15 protein-coding genes and 4 pseudogenes are annotated in these 21,310 nt (G+C 58.9%); 16 read left to right on the top strand and 3 right to left on the bottom strand.

Annotated elements, in window-relative coordinates; all coding sequences use genetic code 11:
* Positions 1-76: 76 nt before the first annotated feature.
* Together X730_RS1000000167080 and X730_RS136065 are read left to right on the top strand one after the other, a co-directional pair.
* Positions 77-289, top strand: a pseudogene (locus tag X730_RS1000000167080) (M20/M25/M40 family metallo-hydrolase); the annotation flags it as partial.
* A gap of 639 nt (positions 290-928) precedes the next feature.
* Entirely contained in the window at positions 929-2,554 is a 1,626-nt protein-coding gene (locus X730_RS136065) for a serine hydrolase domain-containing protein (RefSeq protein WP_023827760.1), read from the top strand.
* Positions 2,555-2,633: 79 nt separating this feature from the next.
* On the opposite strand, the gene X730_RS136070 is transcribed toward X730_RS136065, so the two are convergent.
* Positions 2,634-2,978 (bottom strand): hypothetical protein, encoded by a 345-nt coding sequence (locus tag X730_RS136070; RefSeq protein ID WP_019859992.1) that lies wholly within the window; start codon positions 2,976-2,978, stop codon positions 2,634-2,636.
* Complete coding sequence (locus X730_RS136075; RefSeq protein ID WP_023827759.1) at positions 2,975-4,063, bottom strand: IS5 family transposase; 1,089 nt, start codon at positions 4,061-4,063, stop codon at positions 2,975-2,977. The genes X730_RS136070 and X730_RS136075 overlap by 4 nt, the downstream gene beginning before the upstream one ends.
* 600 nt (positions 4,064-4,663) lie before the next feature.
* Between X730_RS136075 and X730_RS136080 the strand changes: the two genes are divergently transcribed.
* The 8 genes from X730_RS136080 to X730_RS136115 all read left to right on the top strand — a co-directional run bounded on the left by X730_RS136080 (position 4,664) and on the right by X730_RS136115 (position 13,941).
* Positions 4,664-5,917, top strand: a complete 1,254-nt coding sequence (locus tag X730_RS136080) for a methylaspartate ammonia-lyase (RefSeq protein ID WP_031197499.1) — start codon at positions 4,664-4,666, stop codon at positions 5,915-5,917.
* Between the two features lie 15 nt (positions 5,918-5,932).
* Positions 5,933-7,084, top strand: a complete 1,152-nt coding sequence (locus tag X730_RS136085; RefSeq protein WP_023827757.1) for a CaiB/BaiF CoA-transferase family protein — start codon at positions 5,933-5,935, stop codon at positions 7,082-7,084.
* A gap of 127 nt (positions 7,085-7,211) precedes the next feature.
* Positions 7,212-8,114, top strand: a complete 903-nt coding sequence (locus X730_RS136090) for a CoA ester lyase (RefSeq protein ID WP_023827756.1) — start codon at positions 7,212-7,214, stop codon at positions 8,112-8,114.
* 128 nt (positions 8,115-8,242) lie between these two features.
* Complete coding sequence (locus X730_RS136095) at positions 8,243-9,169, top strand: LysR family transcriptional regulator (RefSeq protein ID WP_031197498.1); 927 nt, start codon at positions 8,243-8,245, stop codon at positions 9,167-9,169.
* A 203-nt stretch (positions 9,170-9,372) separates the two neighbouring features.
* The gene (locus X730_RS136100; protein WP_023827754.1) at positions 9,373-10,806 is read left to right on the top strand and encodes an aldehyde dehydrogenase family protein; all 1,434 of its coding nucleotides are present in this window, start codon (positions 9,373-9,375) and stop codon (positions 10,804-10,806) included.
* Positions 10,807-10,812: 6 nt separating this feature from the next.
* Positions 10,813-12,357 carry a fumarate hydratase gene (locus tag X730_RS136105; RefSeq protein ID WP_023827753.1) on the top strand — a complete coding sequence of 515 codons (1,545 nt, stop codon included), beginning with the start codon at positions 10,813-10,815 and terminating at the stop codon, positions 12,355-12,357.
* A 485-nt stretch (positions 12,358-12,842) separates the two neighbouring features.
* A complete protein-coding gene (locus X730_RS136110) occupies positions 12,843-13,340 on the top strand; it encodes an Lrp/AsnC family transcriptional regulator (protein ID WP_023827752.1) in 498 nt (165 codons plus the stop codon).
* Between the two features lie 190 nt (positions 13,341-13,530).
* On the top strand, positions 13,531-13,941 hold the full coding sequence (locus X730_RS136115) for a hypothetical protein (RefSeq protein WP_155922549.1): 411 nt from the start codon (positions 13,531-13,533) through the stop codon (positions 13,939-13,941).
* A 721-nt stretch (positions 13,942-14,662) separates the two neighbouring features.
* Here X730_RS136115 and X730_RS1000000167075 read toward each other — a convergent pair.
* A complete protein-coding gene (locus X730_RS1000000167075) occupies positions 14,663-14,950 on the bottom strand; it encodes an outer membrane beta-barrel protein (RefSeq protein ID WP_245261455.1) in 288 nt (95 codons plus the stop codon).
* A gap of 320 nt (positions 14,951-15,270) precedes the next feature.
* On the opposite strand from X730_RS1000000167075, the gene X730_RS136125 reads away from it, so the two are divergent.
* The 6 genes and pseudogenes from X730_RS136125 to X730_RS1000000167060 form a co-directional block, all read left to right on the top strand.
* Positions 15,271-16,683: an aminotransferase gene (locus X730_RS136125; RefSeq protein WP_023827747.1), complete on the top strand. Its 1,413-nt coding sequence runs from the start codon at positions 15,271-15,273 to the stop codon at positions 16,681-16,683.
* A gap of 846 nt (positions 16,684-17,529) precedes the next feature.
* The gene (locus tag X730_RS1000000167065) at positions 17,530-17,859 is read left to right on the top strand and encodes an autoinducer binding domain-containing protein (protein ID WP_245261453.1); all 330 of its coding nucleotides are present in this window, start codon (positions 17,530-17,532) and stop codon (positions 17,857-17,859) included.
* A 504-nt stretch (positions 17,860-18,363) separates the two neighbouring features.
* Positions 18,364-19,456, top strand: a pseudogene (locus X730_RS00795) (ISAs1 family transposase).
* A 481-nt stretch (positions 19,457-19,937) separates the two neighbouring features.
* Positions 19,938-20,132 (top strand): annotated as a pseudogene (locus X730_RS1000000168940) (autoinducer binding domain-containing protein); the annotation flags it as partial.
* Between the two features lie 96 nt (positions 20,133-20,228).
* Complete coding sequence (locus X730_RS1000000168935) at positions 20,229-20,378, top strand: helix-turn-helix transcriptional regulator (RefSeq protein WP_023827742.1); 150 nt, start codon at positions 20,229-20,231, stop codon at positions 20,376-20,378.
* Between the two features lie 50 nt (positions 20,379-20,428).
* A pseudogene (locus X730_RS1000000167060) lies at positions 20,429-21,235 on the top strand (IS630 family transposase); the annotation flags it as partial.
* Between the last annotated feature and the right edge of the window lie 75 nt (positions 21,236-21,310).

Raw genomic sequence — 21,310 nt, 5'->3', positions numbered from 1 at the left:
CCCCAAATCAAACCGACCGCCTATGAATCACTCAAAGACTGATTTGGGAATCCCCTAACTGAGGACACGCCCTAGGCTAGTAGGAGAAGCCAATGTCCAAACGATCAAGCCGATTATGGCAGCGGAGGACTTTGGCTACATGCTGGATGCCCTTCCGGGCGCTTACATACTTTGTGGAAACGGCGACAGTGCCGGATTGCATCATCCAGCTTACGACTTCAACGACGATGCCATCTTGTACGGGACCTCCTTCTGGATTCGACTTGTCGAGACAAGGCTCGCGCCGTGACTGATCGCGGTATCCATGGCGTTTGTACGAGTTCGGGGCGCCGCTGCGATGACCACAGCATACCAATGCCGGACCATCACGCCGACGATATGGGCTAATGACCGTCGCGATGGGTACGATCGTCAGCAACATCCGGGTATCATAGACCAACAGTTTGGGCACATTCGCGCCGGACCTCGTCCGTCCCATGGGATGCTCACTCGAGGGTTCACCCTGCAGCGGCCCCACGAATAGCCTGGAGTTGCCGCCATCACAAGAAAGAACGCGTCAACAGGTCAGATGCAGTATTAACTCAAGTTCGACGCCAGTAACCTACAGCCGGCCGTGACCTTTGCGCCGGAAATCCGCGGCTCCGCAACCGGATCCTAGCAATTCAAACCAACCATCAAAAGCACCTGCATGTCGCGCCCAGCCCGACCTCCGTTGACCAGCGCAGACCGAGAGATCTCCTACTCCCTTATGGCGAGTGCCGCCTCTTGTGCGTAGGCAGCGAGAATTCGCTGATTTCCTGCGTTGACAAAGGTTGATCGGCGCATATCGGCCAATGGACGCTGTTAAAATTCGCGGCCCGGCCAGTGGGTGCTACGTTCCCCATGTGTGAAATGGGGCCTGACGCGAATAATTTGCTGAGGAATATTGATGACTGAAAACCAAATGCCGGCACTCGAGGATAGTTGCGGTTCGAGCGCAAATCTGTCCGTGCGAATCGATGCGTTGTTCGCACCTTGGGCCAAGGCGGACTCCCCCGGCGCCGTGGTGGCGGTGCGGCGGGACGGGCGCGAGATCCATCGTGGTTACTATGGCTTGGCCCATTTGCCGCATACCATTCCGCTGTCGGGACACAGCGTTATACGCATCGGTTCGCAGACCAAGCAGTTCACGGTGCTGCTGGCCATGATTCTGGAGACTGAGGGTAAGTTGTCGTTTCAGGATGACGTGCGGCGACACCTGCCCTGGCTGCCCGAATTCCCGCGCACGATAACTTTGCAGCACCTAGCCGCAAACGTTTCGGGCCTGCGAGACTACTTCGAGATCATGGCGTTGGTTGGCCAATCGCCATTGTCGCCGACGCCGGTCACGCTGCAGCTCCGGATGTTGCGCGAGCATGCTGCGGTGAATTTCCCGGCCGGCGATGATCTAAGCTACTCAAACACCGGCTTCCTGCTGCTCCAACAGGTGATCGAGCAGGTCTCCGGCCGCAGTTACAACGAGCTTCTGCACGACAGGATCACCGGTCCTCTCGGCATGCGTGACACCCGGATGATGAAGCATGACGACGAAATTCTTCCCAACCTTGCCGACCACCATACTAAAGGGCCAGACGGTACTTGGCGCCGCGCCTTTTGGTCTGGCTATGAAGCCAACGGCGATGGCGCCATCGTCTCGACGCTCGACGATATGCTGATCTGGCTCACCAACTTGAACGACCCGAAGGTAGGCGCGGCGGAGTTGGCGCGGATGGCTCAATCGGGCGCAATGGTGAATGGGCGTCCGAGCCCATATGGGCTCGGCCTGGACATGAGCACCTATCGAGGCTATCGCAGCATCGGCCATGGTGGGACGATGGCAGGGGCCAAGTCGGAGGGCGTACGCTTCCCCGATTTGGGCCTCGACATTATCATCGTGGCGAATACCGACGACATCGCGCCATTTCTTATGGCTCGGCGCATCGTCGACGCGGTGCTCGGGTTGCCCCCTGGTCCTCCACATTCCACGGCAGCCAGTGCACGCTTTGCCGCCGCGACAGGCCTTTATCGCGACGAGACGACGGACGACGTCTTCGCAATTGCCCTCAAGAACGGTGTTCCCGTGTTGAGCGGCGATGAGATCGAGGAGGTGGAGCCAGGAGTGTTCGAACGCTTACTCCAGCGCAACGTAGGCTCGCTTCGTCTCATTCCGCGACCGGATGGTGATATCGATGGCGACTGGTTCGGTCGCAAGCGGCGCTATCGTCGCCTCGACGACGTCGCCCCGGCAGTGCCCGCTAACGCCGCTGGCCGCTACGGCGACCCCACCCTAGCGCTAGAAGCCGAGATAGTGCTCGAAGCAGATGCGGCTCGGCTTCGCATCCACTCTTCCTTCGCCCAGCTCGAAGCGGTGCTCCGTCCGGTGGCGCCTGGTCTGCTGCTGGTTCAGCCGATATCGGAGGCGAAGGTACCGGAGCCCGAACCCCCGACGTGGCGCTGGGTCGTACGGGTGCTCCCAGAATCGATCCTGATCAATGGCGGCCGCATAATGGGCCTGAGGCTGCCACGCCTCCACTGACGACCGAACGGTCGTAGAGCACGTCCTCGACCATGTCCGGACGCCGGATGCACTGAGTCGAGGGTGGCTGGCACCGACACTAGCAGGCTGTTGAAGAAGTGTCCCGTTTGGCTTTGAGGATGGCCTCATCGCCATTGTGATAGGCGAATGTGATCTCGATGGAGCCGTCGTCGAGTAGTTCGGCGGAGCCATCACCAGTGGCTTCGTCCATTTCGTCGAAGCCGGCCCATGTGAAGAATACCATCGAGGGACCGTAGTTGAGATCGAGGCTGGCTTGCAGAGCGCCAAAGGCGATCTCACCGGTGTTGTCGGCCCCGATGGTGACCATGGCGGGACCGCAGAGGCTGAGATAGCCGCAATCCCACAGATCGGCCTCGACGATATGCCAGCGGTCAATCAGCTTGCAGTCCGCCGGCGCGCTCATGTCGGCACCGCGATCAACTTGGGCAGCCGCACCAGATTGTAGGCGGCAGCCGCGAAGGTGAAGGCCCATCCGACGCGGTCGCGACCGCGGAACTTCGTCTTCTCTTGACCTGCGATGACCTTGATCCAGCCGAACGCCTCCTCGATGCGTTTGCGGATGCGCTGGCTGACGACATAGCCGACGTGCCGGGTCGTGCGACGATCTATAGCGGAACGGCGCCCATTCGTGTTCTGCGCCACGTGTGGCGTCACCTTCATCGAGCGCAACTCGTTAATGAAGTCCTCCGCGTCATAGGCCTTGTCGGCGCCGAGGGTGATGGCTTGCGGTCGCTCGGCGCGGGGTTCGATCATGTGCAGAGCCGCCACTCGTTCGGCATGCCCGTCGGCCAGCGTCAGGCAGGCATCAACCAGAAGACCATGCCGGTTCTCCATCAGCCCGTGCCCCATGAAGCTGAGCTTGGCCTCCTTGCCTTTCCCCTTGCGGAACAGCCGAGCATCACGATCAGTGGTCGAGGCATGCGTCTCGTTCGAGCGCTTCTGGCCATGGAAGTCCGCCTCCTCATTGCGCCCGCCACCCGACGGTGGCTCATCCAAGCCGTCCTTCCGCTTGAAGCTCTTCATCGACGCCCAGGCCTCGATCAAGGTGCCGTCGACTGAGAAGTGATCCGTGGAGAGAAGCTTCTTCACCTTGGGCTGCGCCAGGACAGCGTTCAAGAACTTCGCCGCGATGTCGCCCTCCAGCAGCCGGTCGCGGTTCTTCGAGAAGACCGAGTGATCCCAGGCCGCGTCGTCAACGCCGATGCCGACGAACCAGCGGAACAGAAGGTCGTATTCCAGCCGCTCCATCAAAAGCCGTTCAGAGCGGATCGAATAGAACGCCTGCAACAGCATTGCCCTGAGCAGCTTCTCCGGCGGGATCGAAGGTCGCCCGATCGGCGAATACAGCGCCGCGAAGTCCCGCTCTAACGCTGCCAGCGCCTCATTCACTATCCGACGGATCGCGCGCAGTGGATGATCGCGCCGAACCCGCGCCTCGAGATCAACGTAGCTGAACAACTCGCCAGTTCGATTGTCGCCGCCGCGCACGATTCACCCTCCGCATTCTCGCGAAATGAGTGAATCACGGAGCTACCCCAACCGCGAGCCCCTTTTTCAACAGCCTGCTAGATGGTTAGTCCCGGCATTTGCTGGAGCGGATTAAGCTTGAAGCGTTCAGGTTTGTGTGGCCCAAGGCTTCAGATGATCTCATAGGGCGTGAGGCCTTTTTCTTGGAGCCTGCGGCCGAAGTTGTGGGCCGAAACGAAGTCGGCAAGGTGCTATCTCGACCGCTTCTACCATAGTCTGAAAGACATTCGTCGCGCATTGACCCTACAGGAGCCCGGTGTGCTAGGCTGGTGCCGCTGACAAATGTTTCTAGGTGGCTAAGCAAACATCTAGCAACCAAATGCTTTTATGCAACGCCTTGAACCTGACCAGATCTCGCAAACGTCAAGGTCCATTCTGCTTACCGGCGAGACTGGTATTCAGGACTCAGCATCGTCTCCGAGAGACTGTTGAGCGTCGGCAAGTGCCTCCATCTGGAAACGAGATGGCACCACCTCCGACTTTATATTGGCACACTCGTTGGCATGTGACGCATAGTTGGCCAGGCCACAATTGCTTTTGGAACAAATCGAGCGAAACGAAGTGCAAATCAAAGATGTCTTGTTGGCGCCTGGCAACGGTGCATTCTTCTATGATGATCAGGAAGCCATTAAGTCCGGCGCAATCCAGAACGGCTTCATCTATGTCGGCGCACCGACAACGCCTGGGTTTAAGTCGATTCGCATTCCGGCATCTTCGCTCAGCGTCGGGCTCGTTCTTTCTGACGGCACGGTTGTTTGGGGCGACATGATGAACGTCCAGTACTCTGGCGCCGGGGGACGCGGTCCTCTGTTCGACACCAATCAAATCTCGGATTTGACGTCGCGGGTTGTGGTCCCGCGGCTTCTGGACGTCGATGCATCTCGGTATCTTGATGCCTGCGCGAAGGTTCTCGAGCTTCACGAACATGAGCGACTACCTCTCGCGATTGAGTATGGCGTCAGCCAGGCGCTCCTTCGTGCAGCGGCCCATCTTCACCGTACGACGATGGCGGAGATCGTATGCAGTGAATTTAACCTACCGCTGCCGACGCTCAGGGTCCCGATTTATTGCCAGAGCGGCGATGCGCGCGAAATCAGCGTGGACAAGATGATTCTAAAGTCCGTGGATGTGCTTCCCCACGGCCTGATCAACTCAAGGCAGAAATTCGGCGTCGACGGCAAGCTCTTCATGGAGTTCGTGAAGTGGGTTGCAACGCGTACGCGCCAAATCGGCCGCCCGAGGTATCATCCGGTGCTGCATTTCGATGTGTATGGCTGGATCGGTCAGGAAATCGGCCTGGAGCCGCAACGCATCGCCGACTTTATCTGCAAGGTTGCAGATACCGTTCCGGATTTCACGCTCAACATCGAGTTCCCAGCGGATTTTGGTTCGACGCAAGCGCAAATTGAGAACTACGCCAAGATCGTATCGATTTTGGACAACCGGGGTTCCGGCGCGCGCATTGTCGTGGATGAGAGATGCAATACGCTTGAGGATATTCGGCTCTTTGCCGAAGCGAAGGCCGCGCATCTCGTCCAAATTAAGACGCCCGATGTCGGCTCAATCGCCGACACAGCGCGTGCCGTTCTCCTTTGCAAAGCGAATAAAGTCGGCGCCTATGTTGGAGGCAGCTGTACCGAGACAGATCTCTCCGCCCAAGCTTCTGTCCACGTATCGGTCGCAACCCGGGCCGACATGATGCTCGCAAAGCCCGGAATGGGCGTCGACGAGGCGTTTTCCATCGTCGGGAACGAACAGAACCGATTGCTGGCGATGCTGAGCCGTCGTCGAGCTCAAACCGAAAACGTTGGATGAAAAGCACGGTGTCGCATGCAGAACTCACTTAAGGGGATCACTGTCGTAGCCGTGGAGCAGGCCGTGGCCGCGCCTTATGCATCGTCTCGTCTTGCGGACGCCGGCGCCCGGGTGATCAAGGTCGAAAGGTCCGAAGGTGACTTTGCCCGAAACTACGACAAGTTGGTGCGGGGACAGAGCGCTTACTTTGTTTGGCTCAACCGGGGTAAGGAGTCGGTCTGTCTGGACCTGAGATTGGAGATGGACCGCGAGGTCCTCGACACGCTCATTGCCAATGCTGACGTCTTTATCCAGAATCTGAAACCGGGCAGCATCGAAAAACTGGGTTTCGCTTCTGCGGGTCTCCGTCGACGTTTTCCGCGGCTGATCACCTGCGACATTTCTGGTTTCGGGGAGATAGGTCCATATTCCCATCTGAAGGCTTATGATCTCATCGTCCAGGCTGAAACAGGTCTATGCGCGATCACCGGTAACCAGCATGGGCCTGCGCGTGTAGGGGTCTCAGTTTGCGACATCTCGGCGGGCATGACAGCGCACAGTGCGATTCTTCAGGCGCTGTATCACCGCAAGATCACCGGCGAAGGTACCAGCATTCAGGTGTCACTGTTCGATGCCGTCGCTGACTGGATGAGCGTGCCCGTTCTGCAAAACGACTATAGCGGCTACCATACGGTACGCGCGGGCGTGAAACACCCGTCGCTGGCGCCGTATGGCGCCTATCGTTGTGCGGATGGCAAAGAGGTCATCTTGTCAATTCAGAATGACCGCGAATGGGTGAATTTCTGCGAGAAGTTCCTGAAGCAGCCGGCGCTCACACGCGCACCTGGTTTTGCCGACAATATGGAGCGCCTCGGTCACCGGGTGCAACTTGATGAGATCATTGAACGGCGGTTTTCTGAACTATCCTGCCACGAAGCAATGCAGGAGCTTGAGGCGGCCGCCTTGGCATATGGCCGACTGAACGAACTGGTGGATGTTTCAAGGCATCCGCACATTCGCAGGGTGCAGGTTGGCACACCCGAAGGAATCGTTCAGACGATAGCGCCGGCGGCGATTTTCAACTCGGAGCGGCCCTCGCTGCGCCCAGTTCCGGCTCTTGGCGATCATACCGAGGCTGTCCGCGAGGAGGTTCTGGGGCTTTTGCGCGAAAGAGCCGCGTCAGCGTGAGCGCGTCTGAGCAAGGTATGCGCTCGCGGTTTACGAAGAGCCTGTCTACTTCGGATCATCTCAGCGATCGGCCATCCAGCTGCTCACTGCCGCCACGCTCGCTAAGATCGATCGCAGAGGCGATTCCATGACCAAGGACACCTTTGCGGCCGTTGAAAGCGCGATGTCTGTACCACGCTGGAGATCCCTGCTCTTCGTACCCGCTCACGTTCCGCGCTTTGTGGAGACGGCGCATGAGCGGGGTGCAGATGGCGTCATTCTCGACCTCGAGGATTCCGTTCCCCCAGATAAAAAGGGCGAGGCACGGCGGCAGCTTCCTGAATTCGTGGCAAAGGTAGGGCGCGAGGGCGCATCTGTTTTGGTCCGCGTGAACCGTGGTTTGCGCGCCTTGGCGGCCGATCTCGATGCAGCCGTGATGGCGGGTGTTGACGCACTGGTTCTTCCGAAGACGGATTCGGCAGAGTGGGTTTTAGAGATCGCGAGTGCGGTTCTGGAACTTGAACGGGAAAGAAATCTTGCGCCGGGACGCATCCGGTTCCTTGCTCAGATCGAGACCCCGGGCGCCTTGCACAGGCTTGCGGCCATTGCGTCGGCACATCCCAGGATGGTCGCAATGGCGCTTGGTCCTGAAGATTTCAGTACCGCTGTTGGCGGCACCCCGGAATTTGACCTTCTCTTGACGCCAAACCTTTATGTTTTGTTTGCCGCCCGTGCGGCCGGCTTACTCCCGCTAGGCTTCATAGGAAGCATCGGCGAGTTCTCGGACACGCAGAAACTTCGTGAAGCCGCAGGGCATGCGCGGCGGCTCGGCTTTACCGGAGCTTTGGCGATCCATCCGACGCAGGTGGCCATATTCAATCAGGCTTTCTCGCCAAGCGGGCAGGAATTGGAGTGGGCCCGTCGCGTTGTTGCGGCGGAAAACGATGCCGCCATACGTGGCCTGTCTGCATTCTCGTTGAATGGCAATATGATTGATCCCCCGGTGGTGCGGCGCGCCCACGAGATTCTGGCTCTCGCGAGCGACAACTGAGCCTTCAAGTCAGCGGCCGGACAGGCTGTTTTTCGAGCCATGGTCCGACGGTTATTACTTGCCTGCCATCTCGTTTCGAGATAGATGTGGAAGCACTGGGGAACATGCCCCAGTTGGATTTGTTCATCGTGGACATCAGGCAGTTAAGATACTTTGTCGGCGTCGTCGAGGCCGGCAGTTTCACGAAGGCAGCTGCGACCCTCAACGTTGCTCAAAGCGCTCTAAGCCTGCATGTGCGTCAACTGGAGGAAGCATTCGGCACTCAGCTTCTGGTTCGCGATAGGACGGGTGTCAGCGTCACGGCGTCCGGAGACAAGCTACTTGAGCGCGCGCGGATCATCCTTAAGGAAATTCAGCTCACTGAGGCCGAACTGACGAACTCGGTGGCGGCTCCTTCCGGAGAGGTGACCATTGGCATTCCGTCCGGAGCCGCTCGCGTCCTTAGCGGCCCCCTGCTTGAGTCGGTAAGAAGCGAATTGCCGAGGATCTCGCTTAAGATGATCGAGGGCATGACGGGACCGCTGGAGGAGTGGATGGCTGCTGGCCGTTTCAATCTGGCTGTCCTGTATCGCACTGCCGAGAGCGTGGGCCAAATGACGGCGCTCGCCCGCGAAGAGTTTTGCCTGGTGGTGCCGCCGGGTCAACCGCCTTTCGAAGATTCAATACGGCTTGCCGACCTGCACGCGTTTTCGCTGGCGGTTCCCATGCGCAACAACAATGTCAGGCGTTCGGTGGCTGATGTCGTTGCCCAACACGGTTGTGTGCTGGACGTCAGATTCGAAGTCGACTCCCTTTCTACGATCATCAGTATGGTCATGGAAGGAAAGGCGTATTCCATCCTTACCCCGTCGGCCATTCAAAAAGAGGCGTCTCAAGGCCAAGTCCGCACGGTTAAGATCATTAATCCAGTGATCACCCGTTCCGTTGTGCTTGCCGTCAACCCGAAAGATGAGCGCTCTCCAGCCGTGTCCGCAGTCCGCAAGCTGATCCCCAAGGTCGTAAGGACTTTGATCGAGGGCAAGCACTGGTCAGCCACGGTTCCGGACCGGATTTAGGCACATCCTTCAAACCAAGTTCCAGGTGCTACCGCTCCTCCGCGACTGCCTGAGCCGTATCAATCTGTATTCGAGATGGTTTTGGTCGATATTCCATATTTGACCGGGCGTTACAATCGCGATGAAACTGCAGCGAGGCGAGCCCATGGTCCTGATATCGGCTGGTCTCGCACTGGCAAGAATTCAGTCACGCGGAGCATGCGATGCCCAACGCCAAGGCCTATCAGCTTTTCATCAATGGCGGGTGGCGAGCCGGCAGTGACTCAACCACTCTGCCGGTGATCAACCCTGCGACAGAGCAGGTATTTGGCTCGGTGGCCGCGGCGTCGGCTTCGGATCTGGACGAGGCCCTTGCTTCAGCAGAGCGAAGCCGTCGGTCTTGGTCATCAAGGCCTGCAAAAGAGCGCGGCGAGATCCTTGTGGTGGCCGCCAGGATCCTTGCCACGAAGGTGGGAGACGCAGCGAAGGATTTGTCGACCGAACAGGGAAAGACGATTGCCGAAGCGACAGGTGAGTACGCGCGCGCCGTCGAGACGCTGGAGTGGAACGGCACGCACGCCGAAGAGCTGTCGGCCCCTATTCCGATGGGCCCGAACCGAATGATCGTCCCCGAGCCCCTTGGTGTCGTTGCTGCCTTTACGCCTTGGAACTATCCCGCCGTTCTCATCGCCCGCAAGCTCGCCCCTGCTTTGGCGGCAGGCTGCCCGGCGATCCTCAAGGGGGCTGAAGAGACACCAAGCGCGGCTGTCCATTTCGTCGAAGCCTTGCGACAAGCGGGTATTCCGGACGGCGTGGTTAATCTCGTCTTTGGCGTGCCGGTGCAAATATCCCGGCATCTCCTCAGCTCGCCGATCGTCAAGGTCCTAACTTTCACGGGCTCTACCGGGGTTGGAAAACAGCTCGCCAAGCTCGCCGCGAATAACTTGCAGCGGTGCATCCTCGAACTCGGCGGGCACTCGCCGGTCGTTGTGTGCGAGGACGCCGACCTCGCAAAGGCCATACCGGCAATCACGGAATACAAGTTCGAGTGCGCGGGTCAAAGCTGCAATGCGCCCAGCAGGATCCTCGTCGCGCGGCCTCTCTATGAGGAATTTCTGTCGCGGATGACGGAAGCCGCCGGTAAGATCAAGATCGGCCCACCGGACGACCCGGCGACAGAGATGGGCCCAATGGCAAACGTGCGGCGAATCGAGGCCATGCAGCGTCTGATCCAGGATGCTGTCGATCGCGGCGCCCGAATCGAAACCGGCGGTGCCCGCCTCGACCAGCGGGGTTTTTACTGGCCGCCAACCATCCTGACAGGGGTGCCAAAGGATGCGAAAGTGCTTCATGACGAGCCGTTCGGGCCGATCCTCACAGTGGCGCCGTTCGACACGATCGAAGAGGCGATCGAAGAAGCCAATGCCACCGAGTATGGCTTGGCTGCCTACTTCTTCACCGGCGCCGCCGATGCGAAACGGGCGCTGATTGGCGGTCTTTCGGCAGGCGCTGTCAGTGTAAATTACCTGAAAGGGGTTTCCGCAGATGCACCATATGGTGGCGTCAAACAAAGCGGCTATGGATACGAAGGGGGCGAGCAGGGATTGCGGAGCTTCCAGAGCCTGAAACTGGTCAACGGGGTCGGATCATTTGGATGAGATTTCGTGGATAAAGACACACGGACCATTGCCGGCAAGGATATCACAAAGAGCGTCGCCGACGCCCTTCAGTACATCTCGTACTACCATCCCCCCGACTACATCCGGTATCTTTCGCAGGCATACGCGCGCGAACAGAGTCCGTCGGCTAAGAACGCCATCGGGCAGATTTTGCTGAACTCCCGCATGGCGGCCTTCGGACGGCGCCCGATCTGCCAGGACACCGGTCTCGTGGTGGTCTTTGCAAGGGTTGGCATGGGCGTCCACATCAGATCAACGGCCAGTTTCGCCGACCTGGTGAATAAGGGCGTCCGTCAAGCGTATCTCGATGCCGACAATCCCCTTCGACCCTCGATCGTCTCGGATCCGCTTGCCGGCCGGTTGAACACGCGTGACAACACGCCGGCAGTCGTCCACGTCGACCTCGTGCCTGGCAACCAGATTGAGATCACCATCGCCGCAAAAGGGGGCGGGTCCGAAAACAACGCGCGTTTCGCCACACTTAAGCCCAGAGCGTCCGTTGCCGACTGGGTGGTCGACACCGTTTCGACGCTTGGCAGCGGGTGGTGCCCGCCCGGACTGATCTCGATCGGCGTCGGCGGTAACGCCGAAAAGGCGATGCTGCTGGCCAAGGAGGTCATGAACGAGCCTATCGACATGACCGAACTGCTTTCCAGGGGACCTGCCAACGCGGAGGAGGAACTGCGTATTGAGCTCTATGAGCGAATTAACGGGCTGGGCATCGGGGCCCAGGGCCTCGGTGGTCTGACGACTGTCGTTGACGTCAAGGTTGCGACTTATCCTACCCACGCAGCATCCAAGCCCGTGGCGCTCATTCCGCAATGCGCCGCCAACCGGCACCTGAAGTTTACCTTGAACGGCTCTGGACCCATTAGGCTTGAGCCGCCCGACCTTTCCGAATGGCCCCAGATCGGTCATGAGGACTTGCACACGACCGGCGTCCGTCGGGTCAATCTCGATGCGCTCACGAAGGAACAGACGGCATCGTGGCGCTGCGGGGAACCCCTTCTTTTTTCCGGAAAGATGCTGACCGGCCGTGACGCCGCCCACCAGCGAATGGTCGATCTGATCCATGCCGGCAAGCCGCTCCCGGTCGATCTGCGCGGACGCGTGATCTACTACGTCGGACCAGTCCGTGCGGTGAGGGATGAGGTCGTCGGGCCGGCCGGCCCGACAACCTCCAGCCGCATGGACGGTTTTACTGAAAAGATGCTCGCCGAAACCGGGCTTTTCGCGATGGTGGGTAAGGCGGAGAGGGGGCCAGCGGCCATCGAGTCGATTGTTAGACACAAAACGCCCTATCTCATCGCAGTGGGTGGCGCTGCCTACCTGATTTCAAAATCGATCAAGGCGGCGCGGCTGGTTGCCTTTGAAGACCTGGGGATGGAAGCGATCTATGAATTCGAGGTGCAGGACATGCCGGTCATTATGGCTGTCGATGTAGAGGGAAACTCCATTCACAATTCCGGGCCTCTTGAGTGGCGTAAGCGCATGGCGGCCGACAGCATCGCACGCAACATCGGCGTTTAGTCTTCGGCGATCCGGCCATCTCAGCGCCGGATTCTGGGCCGTAGCGGTAACACGAGCGACATTTTGCAGTGTCCAGCTCCTTGGGGAGCCAGATAAGAAGGGCGTTTAATTCATCTCGAAGCCGAATGCGCCGATGTAAGCACTGCATCTGACTATGCAGTGCACGCAATCAATGCTCGGATGCTGTCGAGGGTGTCTATCAGTTAAAGCAAAGGAGAATCACAAATGCGCTATCTATTTACGAGGAGGTCTCCGCCGAAAGGCGACTATACTCTCCAGTTGCGTCATCACCCGTTAGGCCGCGAGGCGATAGCCAAACTGCTTCTACAGCCTTTCTCCATGGATCGCTTCCACTGACTTTCGACAACCCACTCTGGCATTGCGAGCCGAAAACGGATGCCGTCCACTACATTCAATCACTTCATTAATGGTAATATTGGTTGGCATGAATTGCGCTGTCGACAACGGCTTGAGAGCAAAAGGTCATGAAGTCGAAATCTGATCCTGTGCGCCTAGACGCTTGGGACGTCCGGATTCTCTCCGAGATTCAGTCAGACGGTCGGATTTCGAAAAGCGAGCTCGCAAAGCGTGTTCATCTTTCGGCTTCGGCCTGTTCGGAACGGCTCCGTATCCTCCAAGCCGCAAGAATCGTTGAGGGGTTCTACGCGCGACTAAGTCCAGCGCTCATCGGGGGCATGATCTGCATAATGGTGGAGGTGGTTCTGGATCGTCATCGTCTGGAGGATCAACGGAACTTCGAGACTGCGATCCAAGAGATCCCGGAAATCCTGGACTGCTGGGCTATCGGGGGGCGGATCGATTATCTGATGCGCGTTTCATCTCCTTCTATGGCTGCCTATCAGGATTTCATGGAGGGACTGCTGCAGGCAGGCTTGGGGATCGATCAATACTACAGCCTTATCGTGACGAAGCCCGTGAAATCCAATTCACCAATCCCTTTGTCCGCACTAAGTCAACGGTAAACTCCCGAAGCCCTGGTTTCCACGGCGTTGGTGCCGATCCGGAGAATTCGTCGGCTAAAGACATACATTTCCGCGAAACTCGCGAGGCGTTTGCCGGTATGCTTTCTTAGTTAATAAAGTGCCCTGCAGATTGCTTTCAAAAACCGCAGGTTCTCATGATCAGAATACTCAAAGTCGGAGGAGAAGTTTGTTGTCCACGTTTTTTAAGAAGGCGGCAATCGCCGCGAGTTTTCTCTCGTTTCTGTCAATGTCGGCTTTAGCTGAGGATGTCGGGATCATTGACCTCAGTGATGCGAAGGGTTGGGTTGACAGGCAACCGCCACCTCCAGACGGCCTCCACATTCGCGAAGTGAAGATCTGGGCCCCGACCCCCTGCCACCACGCTATGATGAAAGCCGCCGGAGAATCAAAGTCTAACCCCCCTGTACCTCAGTTTGAGGTCACGATTGAGGAGCCGGCAACCAACGTTGTCTGCATCCTTGTTGTTAGTAAAGTCACCGTGGAACCATTCGATGTAGAGGATTATGCGGGCGGCTTGCAGGTCCAGATTTTCTACAGGGGCCACGAGGGGCAGCTACTCGAGTTGCAAGAGGTTCACTGAGGGCTCGCGAAGAAATACGAACATCTTATGCTAAAAAAGCCTGCCGACATTCGGCCGGCGGGCTAGTTTGCGGTGCGGCGCGGTTTGAGCAAAATGGCGGAGGCGCAGCTGTTCTAAAAGCTATATTCATTACCAATATACGTTGGTAGTTCGTGCCGCGTCGGTCAGTACACCGCCACGTTGTCAGGTTCGGCTCCGGTCGTGGGTGAATGTACGGTTCGGAGGGCTGCCATCAATGTCCGGAAATGGCGGCGCTTGGTAACTTTCGTCACCGAATTCTAGCTTCGTTTAGGTAGCCACAATGTAATCGTCGACAGGTCGCAAATCGCGTTATCGGGAAAGTCGCATGCACAGACACATTCGCAGTGCGTCGCTGCTGGGCTTCGAGAAGAGTAGCATATCGGGTCAGCCGTTCGACCGTCTCGATGATCGCCTCGGCGAGTGCCTCTCCCTCATGCACGGGTTCGGAGCCGTAGAGCAGCAAGACGGCTTCCTCTCGGCAGCACTCCGGCGGGGCATGTCTGTTCAATTGCCATGCGAACCAGCTTGAGGGCAGCCCATGCGTTGCGAATATTGTCATCCATGCTTGGACTCTGGCGCGAGTCCGGCAGTCGTCAAGGACTATGGTCAAAACTCCATAGTCTGGCTCGCATGCTCACCTGAGCCCATGAACCTAGTAGGCTGAACATCCGCCCCAGTTACACGATGCGATTTCCGCCGTTTAGAACTTATAGGTAATTGCGGCGCGAACGACGTTGTAGTTCGTCTTCACGTCGCATGGAACGGTATCGAAGCCAAAATCTTTCTTGCCAGGATCGACATAGAGATATTCCGCGCGTGCAGTCCAATTGCTATTGAACGCGTTCTGAAGGCCCCCGCCGACCGCATAGCCGGTCTGGAGCTCGCTCTCAGCAAAGACGTGCCCATCAGTCTCCACTTCGCCCAATGCAACGCCGACGGTGACGTACGGTAGCCAGCGGCCAAAGGCATAGCCGACACTGCCACGGATCGTCGCGAAGGCATCCAGGCAACCTTCGGCACCGAGGCCGCCGAGGAAAAAGCCTGGCGAGGACTTTTCCTTGAAGCCCAGCTAGTTAATATCGCCTTCGATACCAAACACCGTTGGAGGAGTGGATGACTGCTGGCGGCTTCAATCTGGCTGTCCTCTACCGGAGCCATGCTATCGACGGCGATTGGCGCCAATACCGCGAATTCGTCGGCTAAAGACATGCAGTTCCGCGAAACTCGAGAGGCGTCTGCCGGTATGTTAATTGCTAAAGAGGCGGCTGGCTGAGTGTTCTCCGCCGACTGATCACGAGGACAGGGACGATGCGCTTGAGCAATCTGGGAACCGAGCAACTCCGGCAGAAGGATCAAAGCTTCGTCTTTCATCCATCCACGCACTTGGCCAAGCACAGTCGCGGCGAGACGCCAAACCGGATTATAGCCGGTGCAGAAGGCGTGTACATCTGGGATACGGACGGCCGAAAGAGCCTCGACGGTTTCGGCGGGCTCTACTGTGTCAATATGGGATATGGATGCACGGAGATTGCCGAGGCCATCGCCCGGCAAGCGCACGAGCTGCCGTTCGCCCATGTCTATGCGAGCCAAGGGACCGAGCCTGTCGCCCTTTTGGCGGAGGCCGTGGTCGAATATTTCGGACAGAACATGCGAAGGGTCTTTTTCGGCCTTTCCGGTTCCGACGCCAACGAAACCAATATCAAGCTGGTCTGGTACTATAACAACATTCTCGGCCGCCCTGAAAAGAAGAAGGTCATCTCGCGGCATCGCGGATATCACGGTTCTGGCTTGGTCACCGGTAGCCTGACAGGCCTTCCATTCTTTCACGATTTCTTCGACCTGCCTCTGAATTTGGTGCGCCATACGACGACGCCGCACCATTACCGCCAAGCGCATGATGGCGAAAGTGAGGAAGCGTTCTCCCGGCGCTGTGCTAACGAACTTGAAGCCCTTATCCTGGCTGAAGGCCCGCAGACGGTTGCGGCATTCATCGGAGAGCCGGTACTTGGGACCGGCGGCATCGTTCCGCCCCCAAAAGGATACTGGACGGCAATTCAAGGCGTGCTCGACAAGTACGATATCCTTCTGATCTCTGATGAAGTGGTCTGCGGCTTCGCGCGAACCGGTGAGAAATTCGGCTCCCACTTGTATGGCATGCGTCCGGATTTCGTGACCATCGCCAAGGGCTTGAGTTCCGCCTACCTGCCCATTTCCGGGTCAATCATCGGCGACCGCGTCTGGTCGGTGTTGGAAGAAGGAACGGAGAAGCACGGTCCTCTCGGCCACGGCTGGACATATTCTGGTCACACGCTTTGCGCGGCGGCCGCACTTGCCAATATTCAACTACTCAAGGAAAAAAACATCCTCGAGCATGTCCGCGATGTCGGACCCTACTGGCATGCCCGCATGAGAGCCGAACTGGAGGGCCATCCCATTGTCGGCGAAGTTCGCGGCGTTGGCATCCTGTCCGCCGTAGAGCTGATGCAGGATCCTAAAAGGCGGGTACCATTTGAACCTGGACTTCAGGTCGGCGTGCGCGCCGCCGCTGCTCTGTTTGAGAATGGTGTCATCGGGCGGGCCATGCCGCATGGCGACATCCTCGGCTATGCCCCACCTCTGATCATTACGCGAACAGAGATCGACATCATCGTCGACGCGACTGCGAAATCGCTCGATACGACCTATCGCGCGCTGAAGGCCGAGGGCGCAATATGCTCCTGACGCAGACGGTGGCCACGCTAGGACTCCCGGCCATGAGTCAAATTCCCAGGCACTCGCTTCCGCACAGCACGCGATCGAGGTTTAGGCGGACCGCGCGCCCGTAAGGCGCGCGGAGATGTTGAAGGATGCACCTGCCCTTTGGCCTGAAGGCCCCGTTGCTGCCTGTGAACCAGAGACGGGCTCCGGACCCACGGTCAAGGTTCGCGGGGCGGCGCTGGATGCTCTCTAGTACGAGGTCGCCGGTTCGCCGGCTCTCATCGAGAAGTGAAGCGTCGCCTGCGGTAGGCCAGGCAATAACGCCAGTCCCAGGAAATGGAAAGGAGGTGATTCACATGGCGAATAAGGAAGTTACGAGCGCGAAGGCGGCTTCGGCGGCTGCGAAAGTGCTCAGCAACCCCAACTCGAGCAAGGCTGCCAAGACTGCGGCAGCATCGGCTCTCACGCAACGTCCCAACAAGAAGTAGGCGGACCTCATGGCGGGCCGGAGGTCTTCGGCCCGCCACCCTCAAGTGCGATCGGCTCAAGGAGGCCGACGGTGATTTGCGCGATTAACTACGACCTCAAGCGACCGGGTCAGAATTACGCGGCGCTTCATGAGGCCTATCAAGAACTGCGGTGATTGGTGGCACTTTTTGGGGAAGTGGTTGATACCGGCCGAACGCGCAAGGCGTCTGGAGCCGTCTCGAACCGAATGTCGACAAGAGCGACTTCTCATGATCGGCGTGACCCGCGACGACTATCAGGGTTGGCTGCCTCAGGAGGCTTGGGATTGGATCAATAGCCGCAGCGCAAAGCTGGCGGCATTAGGGGAACCATAATGTCGATGAAACCGATTTCCGCGAAGCCATGGCTGGTACGGCCGCGTGCCTTGATCTACTCACTTTTGCATATCTGTCCTTACCGCCGCAACCTTCCGGCAAACCCAAGCTGATCTCGAACTATCCGGCTCGTTGGACCGCGCACTACCTGCAAAACCGGTATCAGACAGTCGATCCAGTTTTTCGTGCTCGTTGCGGCGGATGTCGGTTTCGGTGGGGATCGGATATGCGCGGCTTTGCGACATCGCAGGTTCAGCAGAGGCTGTTCGAAGAAGCGGCCGAACTGTGGTTTGACGATCCCGATTGTCGATCGCCGCGGCTGCCTCGCGGTCGAAAAAGGCTGCCTGATTTTCACTGACCGCAAAGCCCAGCGCGCCGCCGCGTCCGGTCGCCATGCGGCCGCGACCTTCGCGCGGCGTCCCCTGCCGGTGTTCTCCCCACCGGCAGGGCACCATTTGCAATCGCTGGATGGGCGTTTGCGGCGCGTCGGAGATTGAGGGTTGAGACGAGGTTAGGGATTGTCGCGCCTCGGTAAGGGTAGATAGCGCATTTCATCAAACCATGGGTTTGGGCACTGCACTCGGAAATCTATCCGGATCTCAATGTCGCGGCGATCCGATGGAAGCTGACGGATTCAACGCGTTTGGCCCTGAGAGTACTTCGATTACCCTCGATCACAGCCCGCATGGAGATCACTTGTGCCGCGCTGTCCGGTTCCCCGATGACCGCGATGTTTGTGCGGCACGCCCCGCTAGCGCACCTCCCCCCGACGCAGGGGAATCGCATTTGAGTAGATGGGAAATGGCTTGCCAAGTGACGGATTGTGGATTCTTGGGAGGGCTCCATTATTTGGGAGCTCTCGATGGAAACGATCCAGACTGTGTTCGGTCATCTCGATCCGCGCCACCAGAACGCTCGCCACGATTTTTGCGAGATACTGTTCATTGCCTTCGCTGCGATGTTGTGCGGCGCGAAGAATTGCTCCGACATCTGGCGCCTTGGGCAGGAGAAGGAAGCAATGCTGCGCCAAGTGCTCGCTTTGGCGCATGGCATCCCCTCGCACGACACCTTCTCGACACTGTTTCGCAAGCTTGTCCCGACAGCGTTCGCCGAGGCCTTCGCCGGCTGCATGCGCCATGTCGCGAGCGCTGCCGGTGGCGCGGGGCAGATCGCCCTCGACGGCAAGTCCATGCGTGGCGCCTTCGAGAAGGGCCGCCAGTTCGCGCCGCGCATGATGGTGTCGGCCTGGGGCGCGCAGCTGCGCATGACGTTGGCAGCGTTGCCGGCGCAGAGCGGCAACGAGGCCAAGGCGGCCATCGAACTGTTGCGCCTGATCGACCTGCGCGGCGCCGTGGTTACGGCCGATGCGCTGGATTGCTCGGCCCAGATGGCCGAGGAGATCACGCGGCGCGGCGGCAGCTATGTGCTGGCCTTGAAAGGCAATCAGAAGCTGCTTCTGGCCGATGCCGAGCGCCTCATCGCCGGCCGGCCAACGCCCAAGGCGGCGCTGGCCGTTACCGAGGAGGTGAGCCACGGCCGCCTGGAGCGGCGGGCGGCGCGTGTCGTGCGTGCGCCGGGGCTTGGCCGCAAGCACGGCTTTGCCGGCCTCGCGGCCATCGGCGAGGTCAAGCGCACGCGTGTGGATCGACGGCAAAAGGCAGGAAGAGTGCTGCCTCTATGTGCTCTCGCGACCGTTGTCGGCCAACGACCTGCTTGCCGTCGTGCGCCGTCACTGGGATGTAGAGAATGGCCTGCACTGGCAGCTCGACGTGATCTTCCGCGAGGACGACTGCCGGACCAGAAAGGATCACGGCCCCGAAAACCTCGCTCTGCTGCGGCGCTTCTGCCTCAATACTTTCCGCGCCGACAGCAAAAAGGACACCATGCGTGGCAAAATGATGCGCGCAGGCTGGAACGATGCTTATCTCTTCCAGCTCATGACTCAAATGCGATAGCCCTGCCCCCCGACGGGTGAATCTCCAGTCAACGACGTTGCGGAAAGGAAGTCATCCGCCGGCATTGCGCTCTGGCAAACGTCTCGAAGCGTAGTTAGCGCGACATCGTGCCGACTCGCGGCGTTGGGTCTGATTTTATGACGTGCTGCATTCCCGCAGAGTTAGGCCGCTTGTCTTCCCGCTGTCTGCCCGGCGATATGCGCCGTAGCAGCGCTTCGCAGCGTGTGGATCGGGGGTGAGTTCAAGGTAGGGGCTAGAAAAGTGCAAGCTGTCTTCGAGAGATTTTGGAACGGCTTTCAGAAAGCGCCGATGAGGCTGATCTCCGCTGCGCCCTGGCCGATATCGCCTCAGGTCTCGATCTGCTCGCTCTTGCCTACCTCTCCTTGCCACGGTGGTCCAATGACAGGCCCACGCTGATCTCAATTATCCGGCGCCCTGGACAGCACGCTATCTTGAAAACCGGTACCAGAGTGCCGACCCAGTCATTGTGCGTGCACGCTGTGGTGGATGCCCGTTTCGGAGGGGATCCAATCTGAAGGGCAGCGAGGCTTCAGGGGCTCAGGTTTTCGAAGAAGCGGCGCAGTTCGGCATCTGCTGCGGCGTGACGATCCCGATTGTCGATCTTCGCGGCTGCATTGCCGCGGTTAGTTTTGCCGCTGATGAGCCCAATCCGGCATTTCTCCGGGTCGCTGAACGGTATGAACAAGCTCTTCAACTCTTGGCGACCTGTTTTCACATTTTCGTTCGCCGCAAGCTGCCGGGTGATCGAACAGTGGATGGCATTTCGCTGACACCCCGCGAATATGAGTGCCTGCAGTGGGCCGCGCGCGGCAAGTCAGCCTGGGCTATCGGCTGCATCTTGGGAATCAAGCCGCGCACCGCCGCTTTCCATTTGACAACGCTAGAGCAGTTCAGATTTTGACTGAATCTGCGGGATTCCCATGAGAGTGGTTTTGTGATTCAAGATGCTGGCTGGATCGGAGGCCAGCATCAGATGACGGCTCCCTTTCGAACGATCTACGTGAGCGTGTTGTTGGCGCGATCGAGGCTGGCGAGAGCTGCCGCTCGGTGGCGGCTCGTTTTGGCGTAGCGGTTTCGTCGGCGGTGAAGTGGTCGCAGCGCTATCGGGCGAATGGGTCTGTGGCACCGGGTAAGATGGGCGGCCACCGCAAGCGTGTTCTGGAGCCGCACCGGGCGTTCATCGTGGAACGGATCAACCAGACGTCGATCTGTCGCTGCATGGGCTGAAGGCCGAACTTGCGGCGCGCGGTGTGAAGGTCTCGCACGACACGGTATGGCATTTCCTGCGGCGCGAAGGATTGCGGTTCAAAAAAAACGCTATTCGCCCTTGAGCAAGCTCGCGCCGATGTTGCCCGCCGACGACAACGCTGGCGTTCCTGGCAGGCGGGTCTCGATCCGGAACGGCTGGTGTTCATCGACGAAACCTGGATCAAGACCAACATGGCACCGCAGCGCGGCTGGGGACCATGCGGCAAACGCCTGCGCGGCTTTGCTCCGCACGGCCACTGGCGCACGCTGACCTTCCTCGGCGCCCTGCGGCTCGACCGTCTTGCTGCCCCTTGCGTCTTCGATGGACCGATCAACGGCGAGAGCTTCCGGGCCTATGTCGAGCAGCAGCTCGTGCCAGTGCTCCAGCCCGGCGACATCGTCGTCATGGATAATCTTGGCTCCCACAAGTCGGCCGCCATCCGGCAGATGATCCGCGCCGCAGGCGCCAGGCTTTGGTATCTGCCGCCATACTCGCCCGACCTCAACCCATGTATGGATGGCTCCTGCGGGTCAAGGGTATCGGATCGGGTTTGGTGAACAGGTCGGTTGCGGCCATGTATACGG

The sequence above is a fragment of the Mesorhizobium sp. L103C131B0 genome (assembly GCF_000502275.1).
Classification (GTDB): domain Bacteria; phylum Pseudomonadota; class Alphaproteobacteria; order Rhizobiales; family Rhizobiaceae; genus Mesorhizobium.
Note: the sequence above shows the minus strand (reverse complement) of the source record. Positions and strands in the feature narration are given on the sequence as shown.